Source organism: Amycolatopsis sp. CA-230715, assembly GCF_018736145.1.
Classification (GTDB): domain Bacteria; phylum Actinomycetota; class Actinomycetes; order Mycobacteriales; family Pseudonocardiaceae; genus Amycolatopsis.
This window is the reverse complement of sequence record NZ_CP059997.1, coordinates 2,576,684-2,591,761: the sequence shown is the minus strand read 5'-3', so window position 1 is coordinate 2,591,761 and position 15,078 is coordinate 2,576,684. Positions and strand designations below refer to the sequence as shown.

The 15,078-nt window shown below is 69.1% G+C and carries 18 protein-coding genes; 7 read left to right on the top strand and 11 right to left on the bottom strand.

Features of this window, described 5'->3' with window-relative positions; all coding sequences use genetic code 11:
• Positions 1 to 5: 5 nt before the first annotated feature.
• The 3 genes from HUW46_RS11860 to HUW46_RS11850 form a co-directional block, all read right to left on the bottom strand.
• Positions 6 to 491, bottom strand: a complete 486-nt coding sequence (locus HUW46_RS11860) for a carboxymuconolactone decarboxylase family protein (protein WP_215547334.1) — start codon at positions 489 to 491, stop codon at positions 6 to 8.
• Positions 488 to 1,567: an NAD(P)H-dependent amine dehydrogenase family protein gene (locus HUW46_RS11855; protein ID WP_215547333.1), complete on the bottom strand. Its 1,080-nt coding sequence runs from the start codon at positions 1,565 to 1,567 to the stop codon at positions 488 to 490. Before HUW46_RS11855 ends, HUW46_RS11860 begins: the two co-directional genes overlap by 4 nt.
• Positions 1,568 to 1,629: 62 nt before the next feature.
• Positions 1,630 to 2,067 carry a hypothetical protein gene (locus HUW46_RS11850; RefSeq protein WP_215547332.1) on the bottom strand — a complete coding sequence of 146 codons (438 nt, stop codon included), beginning with the start codon at positions 2,065 to 2,067 and terminating at the stop codon, positions 1,630 to 1,632.
• A gap of 232 nt (positions 2,068 to 2,299) precedes the next feature.
• On the opposite strand from HUW46_RS11850, the gene HUW46_RS11845 reads away from it, so the two are divergent.
• Entirely contained in the window at positions 2,300 to 2,806 is a 507-nt protein-coding gene (locus tag HUW46_RS11845; RefSeq protein ID WP_215547331.1) for an RICIN domain-containing protein, read from the top strand.
• A 59-nt stretch (positions 2,807 to 2,865) separates the two neighbouring features.
• Positions 2,866 to 4,017 carry a low temperature requirement protein A gene (locus HUW46_RS11840; protein ID WP_215547330.1) on the top strand — a complete coding sequence of 384 codons (1,152 nt, stop codon included), beginning with the start codon at positions 2,866 to 2,868 and terminating at the stop codon, positions 4,015 to 4,017.
• Positions 4,018 to 4,084: 67 nt separating this feature from the next.
• Here HUW46_RS11840 and HUW46_RS11835 read toward each other — a convergent pair whose 3' ends face one another.
• Together HUW46_RS11835 and HUW46_RS11830 are read right to left on the bottom strand one after the other, a co-directional pair.
• Positions 4,085 to 4,369, bottom strand: a complete 285-nt coding sequence (locus HUW46_RS11835; RefSeq protein ID WP_215547329.1) for a hypothetical protein — start codon at positions 4,367 to 4,369, stop codon at positions 4,085 to 4,087.
• Positions 4,366 to 4,659 (bottom strand): hypothetical protein, encoded by a 294-nt coding sequence (locus HUW46_RS11830; protein ID WP_215547328.1) that lies wholly within the window; start codon positions 4,657 to 4,659, stop codon positions 4,366 to 4,368. Before HUW46_RS11830 ends, HUW46_RS11835 begins: the two co-directional genes overlap by 4 nt.
• A gap of 191 nt (positions 4,660 to 4,850) precedes the next feature.
• Here HUW46_RS11830 and HUW46_RS11825 point away from each other — a divergent pair, with 191 nt between their 5' ends.
• Both HUW46_RS11825 and HUW46_RS11820 read left to right on the top strand, forming a co-directional pair.
• A complete protein-coding gene (locus HUW46_RS11825; RefSeq protein ID WP_254126077.1) occupies positions 4,851 to 6,278 on the top strand; it encodes a helix-turn-helix domain-containing protein in 1,428 nt (475 codons plus the stop codon).
• On the top strand, positions 6,271 to 6,828 hold the full coding sequence (locus tag HUW46_RS11820; RefSeq protein ID WP_215547327.1) for a GNAT family N-acetyltransferase: 558 nt from the start codon (positions 6,271 to 6,273) through the stop codon (positions 6,826 to 6,828). Before HUW46_RS11825 ends, HUW46_RS11820 begins: the two co-directional genes overlap by 8 nt.
• Here HUW46_RS11820 and HUW46_RS11815 read toward each other — a convergent pair.
• Genes HUW46_RS11815 through HUW46_RS11805 form a run of 3 tightly spaced genes read right to left on the bottom strand, consistent with a single transcriptional unit; the run spans position 6,825 to position 8,757 of the window.
• Positions 6,825 to 7,427: a response regulator transcription factor gene (locus HUW46_RS11815; protein ID WP_215547326.1), complete on the bottom strand. Its 603-nt coding sequence runs from the start codon at positions 7,425 to 7,427 to the stop codon at positions 6,825 to 6,827. The two genes, HUW46_RS11820 and HUW46_RS11815, sit on opposite strands and share 4 nt — an antisense overlap.
• A complete protein-coding gene (locus tag HUW46_RS11810; protein ID WP_215547325.1) occupies positions 7,424 to 8,545 on the bottom strand; it encodes a sensor histidine kinase in 1,122 nt (373 codons plus the stop codon). The genes HUW46_RS11815 and HUW46_RS11810 overlap by 4 nt, the downstream gene beginning before the upstream one ends.
• On the bottom strand, positions 8,545 to 8,757 hold the full coding sequence (locus HUW46_RS11805; protein ID WP_215547324.1) for a hypothetical protein: 213 nt from the start codon (positions 8,755 to 8,757) through the stop codon (positions 8,545 to 8,547). The genes HUW46_RS11810 and HUW46_RS11805 overlap by 1 nt, the downstream gene beginning before the upstream one ends.
• A 166-nt stretch (positions 8,758 to 8,923) precedes the next feature.
• Between HUW46_RS11805 and HUW46_RS11800 the strand changes: the two genes are divergently transcribed.
• From HUW46_RS11800 to HUW46_RS11790, 3 genes are all read left to right on the top strand, one after another.
• Entirely contained in the window at positions 8,924 to 9,808 is an 885-nt protein-coding gene (locus HUW46_RS11800) for an ABC transporter ATP-binding protein (RefSeq protein WP_215547323.1), read from the top strand.
• Between the two features lie 26 nt (positions 9,809 to 9,834).
• On the top strand, positions 9,835 to 10,554 hold the full coding sequence (locus HUW46_RS11795) for an ABC transporter permease (protein ID WP_215547322.1): 720 nt from the start codon (positions 9,835 to 9,837) through the stop codon (positions 10,552 to 10,554).
• Between the two features lie 109 nt (positions 10,555 to 10,663).
• Entirely contained in the window at positions 10,664 to 11,008 is a 345-nt protein-coding gene (locus tag HUW46_RS11790) for a VOC family protein (protein ID WP_254126076.1), read from the top strand.
• A 26-nt stretch (positions 11,009 to 11,034) separates the two neighbouring features.
• On the opposite strand, the gene HUW46_RS11785 is transcribed toward HUW46_RS11790, so the two are convergent.
• Genes HUW46_RS11785 through HUW46_RS11775 form a run of 3 tightly spaced genes read right to left on the bottom strand, consistent with a single transcriptional unit; the run spans position 11,035 to position 14,834 of the window.
• Positions 11,035 to 11,655, bottom strand: coding sequence for a glyoxalase (locus HUW46_RS11785; RefSeq protein WP_215547321.1), 621 nt, complete (start codon positions 11,653 to 11,655; stop codon positions 11,035 to 11,037).
• 53 nt (positions 11,656 to 11,708) lie between these two features.
• Entirely contained in the window at positions 11,709 to 14,669 is a 2,961-nt protein-coding gene (locus HUW46_RS11780) for a type 2 lanthipeptide synthetase LanM family protein (RefSeq protein ID WP_215547320.1), read from the bottom strand.
• A gap of 3 nt (positions 14,670 to 14,672) precedes the next feature.
• Positions 14,673 to 14,834: a hypothetical protein gene (locus HUW46_RS11775; RefSeq protein ID WP_215547319.1), complete on the bottom strand. Its 162-nt coding sequence runs from the start codon at positions 14,832 to 14,834 to the stop codon at positions 14,673 to 14,675.
• Positions 14,835 to 15,078 lie beyond the last annotated feature (244 nt).

The window sequence follows — 15,078 nt, the reverse complement described above, 5'->3', positions numbered from 1 at the left end:
GTCCCTCACGACCGGTGGGACGGCAGCACGCAGACGACGTCGAGGCCGAGGACGTGGTTGAGCCTGCCGAACGCCAGCCACGAGCCGATGCTCATGCTCAGTTCGACGATTTCCCGTTGGTCGTAGTGCTTCGCCATCCTCGCCCAGAATTCCTCGTCGAGGCCGTGGTGGTCCAGCGCGTAGCGTTCGGCGTACTCGGCCGCGAGCCGCGTCCGGTCGTCGAAGCGATCGGTGGCGCGCCAGTCGAGCACGGCGTCGGCGAATTCCGCCTCGACCTTTTCGCCGTCCCGTTCGGTGCGCCAGTCGAGGCAGAACACGCACCCGTTGATCTGCGCGATCCGCAGCCTCGCCGCCTCGAATTCGCGTAACCCCAACGTGGTGTGCGCGTAGACGGCCAGCGAGAGGTTGGCCGCCGCGGGCCCGATCCCCGGCACCATCTCGCCCCACACGTAGCCGATCGGGTCCTTGCCCTCGGGGATGTCGATGTTCATCCACGGCTCCTTCCGAACCGGCCCGCCGCCGGGCGCAGCGGGACGTCGAGCGCGTCGTAGAGACCGGGTTTCGCTTCCACGAGCCAGTCGATCGCGCCGACGAGCCGTCCGACGGCGGTGGCATTGCCGCCCGCGGAACGGTTTTCGCCTTCGTCGCTCGCTTCGACGGTGACTTCGATCCGCGGCCGCCCTTCGATGAGCACGCGGTGCGCGCCGTCCCCGCTCGGCGGTTTCGGCCACTCCGGCGCGCACGACGGGTGGATGCGCGTGACGTGCTCGATGACGATCCGCGGCTCGCCGTCCACGATGCCCTGGACCTCGAACCGCACCGCCCCTTGGGTTCCCGCTTCGAACTCGCCCATTGTCCGCGTCGTCACGGTTTCTTCGAGCGGCCGCCGGTCGAGCGTTTCGCGAAGCTCCTCGACTTCCACATCCAGTGCGCGCGCCATCAACCGGATCTGCCCGCCCCACACCATCGACGGCACACCGGCCATGAGCATCGGCGGCTGGTAGTCCATCGGCTGGCCCATCCCGACCAGGTACCGCACGGAATCGGGTTGTTCGTAGGTCGAGTAGTCGAAGATCTCCTGGCAGCGGATGCCGTCCACAATGGTGCCGAGCCCGCTGACCAGCAGCGGCAGCACGTCGTTGCCCCAGCCGGGATCGACGCCGGAGACGAACAGCGAGCCGCCGCCGTCGGCGATCGCGGCCAGCACCGGCTCCCGCAGTTCCGGCGGCGCGTTCCGCTGGTCGTACAACGGGTAGAGCGCCGGGCTCACCACGACCGCGCCCGCCCGGATCGCCCGCACGATGTCGGCGAGCGCGTCGTCAGGGCGGATGTCGCCGGACGCCGCGTACACGACCGCCCGCGGGCCCGCCGCCAGCACGGTTTCGATGTCGTCGGTGGCGGCGACACCCAGTTCGGTGCCGAGCCCGGCGAGTTCGCCCGCGTCCTTGCCTACCTTGTCCGGGGCGTGCACCAGCACGGCGGCGAGCTTCAGTGCCGGATGGGCTTCGACGGCCCGGATCGCCGCGCGGCCCACATTGCCCGTTCCCCACACCACCGTGGCGATCATGCCGCCGATTTTCCCGTTCTTTTCCGGTCAGGGAAAGGAAATCGTTCCGGTGGGCGGACCGGTCAGAGAACGAGCAGGGCGAAGACGCTCGAATACGCGCTCGCGTAGATCGTGGTTTCGGGGTGGTAGACGCGCAGGGAAAGCGACGCGCTGATGCTGAAACTCAGGTTCAGGCTGAAGCCGCCGTTGGGGCGGCAGGTCGTGTTCGCGATGTTCACCCACGCGCCGCCGCTGACCTGTTGTTGGACGATCAGCGGTTCGTCGGTGTCGAGCCTGTCCTGCACGGCGAGCTTTCCGGTGAGCTTGACCTTCTCGCCCTTCTTGACCTTGCCCTTGGCGAGTTTGGCGTCGACCTTCACCTTGCCCTTGGCCACCGTTGTCGAGGGGACGGGTGCCGGGGAGGCGGCGTTCGCGGCGGCCGGGGCGAGCCCGGCGACCAGGCAGCTGAGCACGAGGGCGGTCAGGACACGCCCGGTGCGGGAAAGCGAAGGGCCGTTCATGGTCGAAGTAGACCACCGGCGGCGGGAACCGTCGCCGGAAGTCCCACGGACGAGTAGGCCGAACGCCCCCTTCGGGTGGCCGAATGCGAACGCTTTTCCTGAAGGGGCCGCCTTTCAGGACGCGCCGCGTTCACCCCGGACGGTGCGGACGGTACTGCCGCGCGGCGCCGCAACCGGAAAAACTCGCCCGAGATCGTTTCACTCCCATCGCCCTGACAAGGGGGAAATTCGCATGAGACCGGCTACTCGCCTGTTCAGCACCGCGATGGCGCTGCTGTGTGCCGTGCCGACGCTGCTTTTCACCGGCACCGATGCGGCGTCGGCGCAGCCCACGGCAGCCAAGACGGCGTTGTCCGTGCGGCACTTCTACAACGACCGTTTCCAGCGGTGTCTCGACGCCGACACGAACACCGGCGGCAACGGCGGCGTGGTCCAGTTGTGGGACTGCGGCCCCTGGAACCAGCAGGACTGGGACGTCCGGCCGGACGGCTCGCTCTACAACCTGCGCTTCCAGCGATGCCTCGACGCGGACATCAACACCGGCGGCAACGGCGGCGTGGTGCAGTTGTGGGACTGCGGCCCCTGGAACCAGCAACAGTGGGTCCTCCGGCCGGACGGCTCCGTGTACAACGTGCGCTTCCAGCGGTGCCTCGACGCGGATATCAACACCGGTAACCACAACGGCGGCAAGGTGCAGTTGTGGGACTGCGGCCCCTGGAACCAGCAGTGGTGGCACTGAGCTGACTCCGTGCCCGTCCCTCCGGGGGCGGGCACGGACGGCCGGAATACTGTGCGTTCGTGACGGGGAAAGCGGAGGAGCGCCACGCGTCGTGGCTCGAGTTGTTCTTCGATCTGGTGGCCGTGGCCGGGGTGGCGCAGCTGACGCACCTGGTGCACGGCAGCACGTCCTGGGGCGGTGCCGGGCTGTACGCGGTGTGCTTCCTGGCGTTCTGGATGGCGTGGATGTGCTTCACCGTCATCGGCAACGTGATCGGCGACGCGACCCGCGCGATGCCGGTGCTGGTCGCGATGGCCGGGCTGGTGTTCATGGCCGCGTCCGTGCGCGAGGTCCACGACGGGCACGCGGCGGTCTTCGCCGGTGCCTACCTCGGCGTGCGGGTGCTGGCGAGCCGGGTGTGGGAGGGCAGCCGCGAGGAGCGCGTGGTCGCCGAGTGGCCGGTGGTGCACGCCGGGGTGAGCATGCTCCCGTGGATCGCGTCGTTCTGGGTGGACGGCCCGTGGCGGTATGCCCTGTGGGCGTTCGGGTTGGCACTGGATTTGCTGATCACGTTCACGGTTTCCGGTGAGCGGGTCGTCGCGAAGGTGGCGGAGCGGCTGTCCCGCCACGGGCAGCCCGCCGACCAGGTGGCCTTCGGGCGGCTGGACCCCGCGCACTTCGGCGAGCGGCTCGGCCTGTTCACGATCATCGTGCTCGGCGAAGGCGTGCTCACCGTCACCGCGGCCATGGCGGAGCACGCGGAATGGCACGCTCCGCTGTTCTGGACGGTGAGCGCCGCGCTGACGCTGCTCGGCACTCTGTGGGGCGCCGCGCTGCACCACGGTTTCGGCGGGATCCCGTACTTGTCGCCGGGACGATTGGGCCCCAAGGCGCTGCTCCCGCTGCACGGCCTGATCACCGGCCTGCTCGCCGCATTCGCGGCCGGTCTCGGCGCCGCCGTCGAATCCGTGGAACACGGCCACGTCGACGGCGCCACCCGCTGGCTGCTGTGCGGGTGCCTCGCGGCGTTCACGGTGCTCGGCGCGGGCGTCGGATTCGGTTCCGGACACCGGAAGGGCTGGGTGCTCGCGGGTCTCGCCGTGGGCGTGATGATCCCGGCGGCACTCGGCTCTTTTGGCGGCGCGCTGGCACCTGCGTGGTTCCTGTGGCTGCTCGTGGTTGCCGCCGGGGGTGGCCTCGCCGCCGGATCGCTGGCCAAACGGCCCCGCTGAGCTTCCGCCGCGATAGCCGATTCATCCACTGTGGACTTCGATGTTGCGGCTGGGGCAGGCGATCCGCCTACGTTCGTGTGCCATTCGCGGCCTGCCGCCACATGTCCACGTAGCCAGGGTGCGCCGCATACGGAGTGGTGAGTTCGATGAGGAAGCGGCGCTGGAAGGTCGCGACGAGTTCGAGTGCGGCGGCCCGGTCGACGTCGTCACTGAAGTCGTGCCGACCGAGGTAGACGGGAAGGTCGTCGACGAACGACATGATGTTGCAAAGCGCTTCAGCCAGTTCCGGGCGTTCGGAGTCGAGCCGCTCGTGGATGAATCCCGCCAGGCTTTGCAGGGTGGAATCGTTCACTGGCCGCTCCTCTTTTCCGGTGCGGGCGCGGGTACACCCGGGAGTTCGACGATGTCGTTCCCTGTGAACAGCAGGGTCAGGCCGCTGCCGTCGATGCGCACGGGGAACGTCATGCTGTTCCATTGGCCTTCGTAGAAGATGACTGTTCCTTCGCGACCTCGGTAGCGGGTGTTTTCGGTGATACGGACTCGGGTGCCTGGCCGTGGCCTGCCGCCGGTGCCCCGCTGGTGCGAGCGCCACCAAATGCCCCAAATGTCGTCGTGCCATTCGGGCACGCGCGGTTTCGACACCGGGTTGCCTCCGCAGCGTGCTGTCGAGTCGTGGCCGCGGTATTCCGGCTAGTGCCGGATACCTGGTAAGAGCCTGGTCAACGACGGTGTCGATGGGAACCAACTGGCGTCGCACCCGCGTCGCCCCGCCGTTGCACCGTGCGTAGTGCGTTGATTACAGTGCTTGGGCACCGACCTGGGAGTTGCAAGCGATGGCGATCGTTCAACGCTGGACTGGCCGTGACGCCAAGATGTTGCGCGCCGCATTGCGCCTCAGCGTCCGAGACTTCGCCACGATGCTCGGCGTTGGCGCGCGGACAGTCAGCAAATGGGAAGCGCGGGGGCAAGGAATCACCCCGACACCCGACATGCAGGCGATCTTGGATACGGCTTTGACGCGGGCCCCGGAGGATGCCCGGCACCGCTTTCGACTGAGCCAAAAAACCGTCAGCTCGGCGGATACCGCTGCCGCACCAGCACGCCTGAACGACGGTGTGCCTTCTTTTCAGGTCTCAGCCGCACAAGCCGCTGAAGACATCGAGGTGTTCACCGCAAGCGACCTGGCCGCGCGACGTGCGTCCCTCATAGGGCTGCGGCCGTTGTCGGGTGCGCCGCTCGTGCGGCAGATCAGGCAGTGGGCGGCGCTGGTGCCCACGGTGCCTGTCCGTGCCGGCGAAGTCGGCGAGCAAGAACTGGCTGAGCTGGAGCAGGCTGTGATGTTCTTCCGCCGCTGGGATGCGTCCGGCAAGGGCGGACTGCACCGCAAAGCCGTGATCGGCCAGCTCAACGCCGTGACCGAAACCTTGGGCGACCGTTCGGGGACCGACCTCGATCACCGCCGGTTCCAGGTGGTGGCCGAACTGGCACAACTCGCTGGCTGGATGACCTACGACTCCGGTGCGTTCGGCCTGGCGCAGCGCTACTACCTGCTGGCCTTGCAGGCATGTCGGCAAGCTGGAGCTGTCGAACTCGGCGCCAAGGTGATCGGTGACATGACCCAACTGTCCACCGCGCTCGGCAATTACGACGACAGCCTCACGCTGACTCGTACAGCACTGGCCATCGTGCCGCGCGAAGGAAATCCGCTTGTTCGTTCGGAACTGCTCGGTCTGGAAGCGCGCGCTCATGCTCAGCTTGGTCCGAGCGAAGCGGGAAACGCTCGACGTGCGGTCGAGGCGTGCTTCGAAGTCTTTCACGCCGCCGCTCCGGGACAGCACGTCGACTGGATCCACTACATGAACTGGGCAGAAGTCGAATGCCTTGCGGCGAATGCCCACACGGAAATGGCGCTGCGGGAGCCGGAGCCGAAACGTGCACTTGTCCACGCTGGCCACGCCGAGGCGCACACGTTCGGGGCAATCGACAGTCGCGGTGGTACCTACGCGCGCAGCCGGATTCTGGACCAGATCCGGCTCGGCAAGGTGCGGTTGGCGCAATCGGAGCCAGGAGAAGCCGCCGACATCGGGCTGCGCGCTCTTGAGCAGGCTGGCACCATGCGCTCCTCCGTCGTGGTGAAGTGGCTCAACGGGCTGGCCACGCCCTTGGCGGATCGGTACGGCGACGTGCGAGCGGTCGGTGAGCTGAAGACGGCGGTGGCCGCTTTCCAGCCCGCGACGGACGCAGGGCAGCGCGATGTCTGACGAGATCGAGTACGCCCACGTCTGCGGGACGGCCGCGGCGGAACTGCTGCCGGATCTCCGCGAGCTCTACCTGGACGTCTACCGAGAACCGCCGTACCACTGGGGCGCCGAGCACGCGGACCTCTTCGCTGGGCGGTTCCAGTCCCAGCGCCGAGCCCCTGGATTCGATCTGGTGACCGCATCCGGCCCGACGGGGCTGGTCGGGTTCACCTTCGGCGTCACGCTTCGACCGGACACGCCGTGGTGGCACAACCTCGTGACCGCGGTCGATCCGGGGGTGACACAGGAATGGTCCCGACGAACCTTCGCCGTGGTCGAACTCCTGGTGCGTCGCCCATGGCGCCGCCGGAAGATCGCCGCTCGGCTACACGATGAGCTGCTGGCGGGTCGGCCGGAGGAACGCGCGACCCTCACGGTGCTGCCCACCGCGACTCCAGCGCAGCGCGCCTACGCGGCTTGGGGGTGGCGGCCGGTTGCCCAGAAACGGAATCCGCTCCCCGGAGCGCCGATCTTCGACGTGATGGTGAGGGCGCTGGCCGCGAATTCCTAGAGCCAGTCGTGTTCTCGGGCGTAGCGGGCCGCTTCGTGGCGGGTTCGGGTTTGGGTTTTCTGCATCGCGTTCGACAGGTAGTTGCGCACGGTGCCCTCGGCGAGGTGGAGCTGGGTGGCGATGTCGGCGACGGAGAATCCTTCGCGGGTTTCGCGCAGCACGTCGATCTCGCGGTCGGTGAGCGGGCAGTCGTCGACGACGGCGAGCGCGGACACGTCGGGGTCGATCCAGCGCTTGCCCTCGTGCAGGGTCCTGATGACCGTCGTGATGTGCGCCGGTTCCGCCGACTTGCTGACGAAACCTTGCACGCCGAGCTTCAGCGCCTTGCGGAGCACGCCGGGCCTGGCGTGCCGGGTCAGCATCAGGATCACCTGGTCCGGGCGCGTGCGGCGGATCTCCGCGACCGCGCCGAGACCGTCCACAGTGGGCATTTCGAGATCGATGACGAGCACGTCGGGCCGGTGCCGCAAGGTGGCGGCCACGGCGGATTCGCCGTCCTCCGCTTCGGCGAGCACGGTGATCTCGCCTTCGAGCGGGAGCAGCGACGCCAGCGCCTTGCGGAGGAGGGCTTCGTCGTCGGCGAGCACCACGGTGGTCATCTGTCGTCCTTTCCCGCTTCCCGATTCCGCGGGAAAGCCGCGGCCGTCACGAAACGGCGGTCCTTCTGCTCCACGGTCAGCTCGCCGCCGCTGTCCGCCAGTCGTTGCCGCAGGGTGGCGAGTCCGCTGAGTTCGGGGAGCGGCGCGTCCGCCACGCCGTCGTTGACGATGGTGATACCGGACGCGGAGAGCGTGATCCGCACCTGCTTCGCCTGCGCGTGGCGCAGGATGTTGGTCGTGGTTTCGCGCAGGACCTGCCCGAGCAGCTCGCCCGCCTGCGCGTCGACCTCGGCCTCGCGGTCGACGCGCACGCGGATGCTCGCGGCTTCGAAGAGGTTCTTCGCGTTCTCCAGTTCCGCGGACAGGTTGAGCCGCCGCTGCGCGTAGGCGAGTTCCTTGGTCTGCTTGATGGTGTCGCCGACCAGCGCGTGCAGTTCCCCCAGTTCCTCTGCCACCCGGTCGAGATCGCTGTGCAGCAGCTTCTCGGCGAGCGCGATCTTCAGCTTCACCACGTGCAGCGTGTGCCCCTGGATGTCGTGCAGATCGCTGGCGAACCGCATGCGCTCCCGGATCACGGCCAGCTCGGCTTCGCGTTCCCGCGACTGATCCAGCTCCTCCACGAGGTCGTAGAAGCGCTGCCCCGGAATCATGAGGCCGGTCGCCACCACGGTCGCGGCGGTGGGGATGACGAGGTACTGGATGAGCGTGGCGGGCAGATTTCCCGGTGACACCAGCAGTTTCAGCGCGCCCACCGCGGCGACGAAGGCGATCAGGACCAGCGCCGCCGCGCCCCGCCGCCTCGGCAGCTTGGGAATGATGAGGGGGCCGACGATGGTGATGCCGTAGAACGAAGTGTGGCCGTCGAACGTCAGCGCGCCGAGGATCCACACCGCCGCGGTGACGATCAGGCAGGGCCACGCGACACGGAACAGGTGCCCCGCGGTCCACCGTTCGGTGGCCACGATGGCCGCCACCACGCCGATGCCCAGTACAACCGCCTGCCACCAGGTCTTGGCGTCGATCGCCACCAGCAGCGCACCGACGGCGACCAGCGGCGGGATCATCGAGACCAGGTTGAGCTTGCGCATCCGGTACTGCGCCTTGGTGAGGGTGCCCATCACCGGTCCTGCCCGAGGCTGAGCAACGGGATCGCCGACGCGCTCGCCAGCATGAGGCCGACGGAGGTCCACATCAGCCACTGGTTGTCCTCGAACCAGGCATCCACGCCGTCAGCGTAGACACCGAGGTGCTGGAGCAGGAACGCCACGCAGACCAGCAGGAAAACGGTCATGGTGACGATCAGCATGACGCGCAGCGGTCTGGTGTCCATATGCGACTTTCTCCGGGATCGAACGGCAGAGTCTTCCCCAGTATCGGCCAGCTCGCGCGGCCCCACCAGTGACACTGCGTCATGCCCGCACCCCCAAGAACGTCATGGCGGACTGGTGACGTGGCGCCACTGCACGCCGAGCGCGGGAGCGGCTGGAATCGTCGGCATGACCTCGACACCAGTCATCGACGTTGACCGGCTGAACCTCAGCTACGGCGATTTCCCCGCCGTGAAGGACCTGACCTTCCAAGTGGCGCGCGGCGAGTTCTACGCGCTGCTCGGCACGAACGGGGCGGGCAAGACCTCGACCCTGGAGACCATCGAAGGCCACCGCACGGCCACCTCCGGCACCGTGCGGGTCTTCGGGCAGAGCCCGCGTGACCGGCGCGCCGTGCGGCCCCGGATGGGGATCATGCTGCAGGAAAGCGGGTTTTCCCCCGATCTGACCGTACGGGAATCGGTGCGGCTGATCGGCAAGCTCACCGAGCGGACCGACCGGGTCGACCGCGTGCTCGGCATCGTCGACCTCGTGCGCAAGGCGGGAACCAAGGTGTCCCAGCTCTCCGGCGGCGAGAAGCGGCGGCTCGACTTCGCCACCGCGGTGTACGGCACGCCGGAACTGGTCTTCCTCGACGAACCCACCACCGGCCTTGACATCCAGTCGCGGGACGCGCTCTGGGACGCCGTCGACGAACTGCGCGAAGCCGGTTCCACCATCGTGCTCACCACGCACTACCTCGAAGAGGCCCAGCAGCGCGCCGATCGCATCGGGCTCATGCACAAGGGCGCTTTCCACCGCGAGGGCACCGTTTCCGAGCTGACCAGGACGCTACCGTCCACAATAGACTTCACGCTGCCGCCCCACGCGCCGCTGCCGCCGTTGCAGGCCACGCGCGAAAGCGACGGCAAGTTCCTCGTCGAGACGTTCGAGCTGCAGAAGGATCTCTACACGCTGCTCGGCTGGGCGCAGGACAACGCGATCGAACTCGGTGAGCTCGAAGCGGGGCCGACCAGCCTCGACGACGTCTTCCGCGCCATCGACCGCGCCTGAACCCCCTTCGCAGAAAAGGACTTCCCATGTTTTCCATCGCTCTCGGCGAGCTGATCCAGATCTTCCGCAACCGGCTGGTCCTGGTCACCTCGTTCGTCCTGCCCATCGCGATGAGCGCGTTCTTCATCTACCGGCACGACCTGTTCGCGAAGATCGGCAGCCTCGGCTACATCGCGGCCGTGGTGCTGTTCTTCGTCGCGGCCTTCGGGCTCTACACCAGCACGGTGACCACGCTCGCGTCGCGAAGGCAGAACCTGTTCCTCAAGCGGTTGCGCTCCACCGCGCTGAGCGACGCGGGCATCATGACCGGGCTGCTGCTGCCGGTGACCGTCATCGCGCTGATCCAGGTGATCGTGATCCTGACCGTGCTGGCCGTGGTCACCGGCACGCCGGCCAACCTCGTCCTGGTCGCGGTGGCCGTCCTCGCCGCGCTGCTCATGATGCTCGGCCTCGGGCTCGCCACGGCGGGCGTGACGAACTCGCCCGAGCACGCCCAGGTGACCACGCTGCCGGTCAGCCTGATCACCATCGGCACGGCCACCTGGGTGGGGATCTCCGGCACGGACAGCCTCGCCATGCTGAAGCGGCTGCTGCCCGGCGGCTCGGTCACCGAACTGCTCCTCAACGGCTGGAACGGCGGGGCTTCCCTGAAGGACTCGCTGGTCCTGCTGGGCCCCAGCTTCGCCTGGGTCGTCGTCTCCATCACGCTGGCCACCCGCCTCTTCCGCTGGGAACCGCGGCGCTGAGGCGGGCGCGACGGCCACCGGGCACCGAAAGTCGGGGGTGCCCGGTGGCCGATGAGTTTCGCCCGCCGGACTGGTCCATCCTTCGAGACGACCGAGAGGAGTGGTCCGAGTGGACCTGTACAGCATCATGCCGGTACGTGACCGGGTGAGGTCACTGGAGTGGTTCGGGGTGTTCTTCGGCCGCGACGCGGACGTGGTCATCGGGGAGGAGTACCTGTGGCAGGTCGGCGAGAACGCGTGGGTCGTCGTCGACGACCGGGAGGTGCGGGCCGCCAGGGTGGGCGGGACCATGATCACGCTCGGGGTGACCGGGCTCGACGACATCCTGGCCCGCCTCGCCGCGTACGGCATCGCTCACGAGCCAGTGGAGACCTACGGGAACGGGGTGCGCCACGTCGAGATCCTCGATCCCGACGGGAACAGCCTCTCCCTCGCCGAGGCGCCCGGCCAATAGCGCCCCCGGATGCCGGTAGAGGCACATCAGGGCCGCGCCGCCATCGGCGCGGTTTCCCAGGTGAAGCCGTCCGGGTCGGTGAAGGGGCCGGTGCCGCCGATCGCGATCCCGTGCGATCCGGCGCCTTCGGGGGCGACACTGGCGTCCTTGGCGAGCGCGCGGCGCCGGTACAGCGCCAGTTTCACCGGGCCGGAACCGTCAAACTCGACGTACATGCGGCCGAAGCTCTTCGCCACGGTGAAGCCGCGATCGACGTAGAACCGCTTGCTCGCGGCGACGTCGGCGACGCCGAGCAGGAGCACGACGCTGTCGAACCGGCGGGACACGGGCCCGGTGTTCTTCTTCGCCGAGGTCGCGACCTTCCAGATCGCGCCATCCGGAGCCTGGACGACACCGCCGTAGCCCCACATCGATTTCGCGGCGGGCTTGAGGGCCGTCGCCCCGGCGTCGAGCGCGGCGCCGAGCAGGGCGTCAGCGTCGGCAGGCTGCGACACCGTGAGGGACAGGGTGAACCCGCGGAAACCAGTGGCCGGTTCCTGCGAGGCGCGAACGCGCAGTCGGGTGCCCAGCTCGAAAGCGTTGGCGTAGAAGCGTTCCGCGGCCGCGGTGTCGGCCGCTTCGAGGGTGATGCTGTCGATCGAGGTCATGAGATGACGCTAAGCGCCGCCAGGCGACCTGCGCTTCTCGATTCCTGACCGGCTCAGGCGGGAACGGGCGGCTGGAGGGCCAGCATCGACGGCACGCCGCCGGGATCGAGCAGCCTCAGCAGCCCGTGGCCGATCCCGGCGAGACCGGTGAACAGGCCGGCGGCCGTGAGGCCGGGGTGCAGGCCGCAGCGCCAGCCGTGCTCGTCGACGCCGTCCAGCACACCGGCGGCGTGCCGGTGGACGGGATCGGTCAGCGCGGGGTCCCGCTGCGCGGCCAGCACGAGGAAGTCGAGGTTGCCCAGATCGCCGTGGCACAGCGAATGGTCGCTGCCGAACCCGGAGCGCAGGGTCGCGGCGGCGGCCGTCGCCAGCTCGGCGCGCCACGCGGGCTCGTCCACCACGCCCAGCACGATGTGCCGCGCGACGCCGATGCCGGGGGCGCCGTGGCACCACGCCACCGACCGGCTGTTTTCGCCGAGCGCGACGAGGTCGGTCCCGACCGGGGCGCGCAGGTCGCGCCAGTCGCCGAGGTCCGGGTCGAACAGGTGCGCTTCGTAGGCGAGCGCCGCCCGCATCGCGTCCTCGCAGCGCGTGTCGCCGAGGATTTCCGCGGCGACGGCCAGCGCGGCGGCGATTCCGGCCGTGCCGTGCGCGAATCCGGCGATCGGTTCCGTCGCCACGCCCAGTTCCCCGAGCGCCGACGGCGTCCACCCGGCACCGGCCGCGCAGGGCAGCGAAGTGGTGAGCAGGCGTTCCGCGGCCGCCGCGATCGCGTCCCGCACCACCCCGCCCGGCCGCACCCGGTGCAGCGCGGCCAGTCCGAGGATGGTGCCCGCGGCACCGCCCATGACCTCGAACTGGTTGTCCGAAGCGACTTTCTCGCGCAGGTGCCCGGCGAGCCGGAACGCGTGCCCGATCAGGTCGCTCTCCGGCAGTACCGCGTGCAGGTGCGCGAGCCCGTGGACGACGCCCCCGGCGCCCTGAAGGCCCACCCGGTTCGCGAGGTCGCCGGACCGAACGAGCTGACGAACCGCGGCACGGGCGGCCGCGCTCGCGAGCCTCGAGGATTCGCGGGAACCACGGATCCGCGCGTGCTGCGCGAGGAACACGGCGATCCCGGTCAGCCCGTCGTAGAGCCCGCAGTCGAGCGCACCGACCGCGTAGGCGCCGCTGCGGCCGGTGGAGCAGCCCAGCCACACCGCTTCACCGTCGGCCTCGATCGCCAGTGCCGCAACGCGTTCGGCGACCGCGTCCGCGGCGGCGGCGAGCCTGGCCCGGTCCGCCGGATGCGCCGCCGGACGCGCTTCGTGCCGGGGACGCGCCACGGTGAGCTCCGACCGGATCGTCTCCGACGTGACCGCGGTGCGGATGAGCCAGGTCTGCAGTGCGAGGTCGTCGGGACCGAGCCTCGCCGCCACGTCGCGCGCGATGTCCATTCCAGACCGGAACGTCAGCCCTGGCAAGGGGATACCGTCGCTGTCGTGCACCGGTCCACCGCTGACGCCCACGGTGAAGAACGGAATGTCGTTGCGCCACAGGTCTTTTCGTTCCGACTCGACGAAGTCCGCGAGACCGGGGCGGCGCGCCGCGGCTCGGTGCAGCCGGTCGAAGTGCCGCTCCCGGCTCGCCTCGTCGCGCAGCAGGCCGGGATGGAACGAGGTGGACAGCAGCACCCCGTACACCTCCGTGTCCCGTACCACGTAACGAACGCGGTCATCCGCGAACGCGGCGAGCGGCCCGGCCACGAGTTCGTCGCGTTCGCGGGCCAGCGCGCGGTAGGCGTCGGCGAAACCCGCTTCGATGTCGGCGAGGTGGTCGAGCGGGCGCAGTGCCGTTCGCGGCGGAGGCTCCGGCTGCCGCGTGCCGATGGCGATCCGCATGCGATCGGTGCCCGCGTCCAGGATCGCGGGCTGGTTCAGCCCCGACCCCGGTTTCGGTGCCACCGCAGACGAGCCGACGCCCGCCAGCTCCGTCGCGTCGGCGGGGCGCCCGCCGGTGGGCAGCAGGCCGCTGAAGAGCACCGAGCCGTCGCACAGCTCGGCGGCCGCCGTCTCCGCGGCCGAGGAAGCGGAGCGCAACGACGGGACGCGCGGCTGGAAAACCGTCTCGATGTCGACGAGGAAGGGCAGTTCCCCGGAGACGACGATGTTCTCGGTGTGGCAGTCGCCCGCGTGCACGAGGTACAGGGCGGCGAGAAGCGCGCCGTAGCGCCGGAACAGCCGCTCGGCCGGTTCGCCTCGCGGGCAGCCCGCGGCTTCGACGAACTCCATCCAGCCGTGGTCACCGCGGTCGAGGCAGGTGATGGTCGGCAGCGCCGGGCCGTCGAGCCGCTTGTTCAGCCAGGCCAGTAGCTGCTGGAAGTGGACGTCGGTGGCCAGCGACCTCGGCTTGTAGACGCACCGGAGGCCGTTCTCGAACCGGATCGAGCACACCGTCCGCGCGCCGCGATGCGGATCGCCGAGTCCCATGTGGACATCGACGAGCCTGCCGGGATCACCTGCCGCGGCGAAGTTTTCCAGCACCGAAGGCAGATCGTGGACGAGCCGCGCCGAGAATTCCACGGCCTGGTCCACCCACAGGCGGCTGACCACGGTCAACTGCCTGGCCAGCAACGGATGCCGGGCGAACACCGCGCGGCTGTTGTCCGATGTGGACAGCCAGTCGACGAAGGACGCGAACCTGCTCTCCCCGCTGTCCCCGTCGAGCAGGCCGCGCTCGCGTGCCCTGGCCAGCTCGACCAGGCAGGTGCGCTGCGCCATGCCGTTCAACCGGCGGTACAGCGCGGGAAGGAGCAGTTCGGCCCAGCGCGGCGGGGCGGGCAGCCGTCCCGCGCCGGGCCAGCGGGGCGCCAGGCGTTCGACGAGCTGCTCGTGCGCCCAGCCGACCAGGGGATCGGCGAGGGCGAGGAACGGCACGGCCCGCCGGTCGCCCAAAGCACGGCCGAGAGCGCGATGACGGTCTTCGTCGCAGCCGGAGGGCAACCACGCGTCACCGCGCTCCCGGATGTCGGTCACCGATCAGAAGTCGGCGAGCGTGCAGCAGATCGGCATCGACGACAGGGCCGTGGGGAAGGTGAGCGGGCTGTCGGTGCCCGCCTCCAGGGCGTCCAGTGCGGACAGTTCGGCCTCGACGTCGCCCGCGACCAGTTCGTCGGCGGGAGCACCCAGTTGAACGGACATTTCGACCACCTCTCGTAAGCACAGCGGTTACGAGCGCGGAGCGCCGCTCCGCCCCCAGATACGGCCTTCGAAAAACGTTCACCATCCTGACCCGAACCCCGGCGATGCGGAACACCCTGTCCGAATTTCCGCCCTGGTATACACCTGAACGGCCCAGCTCGGCTGCGCTGAGTAGCGAATTCGTCGAGATTTCATCACTGGTTGCTAGCTTGCGCCGGTAATTGATCACGCGATACCGGATATC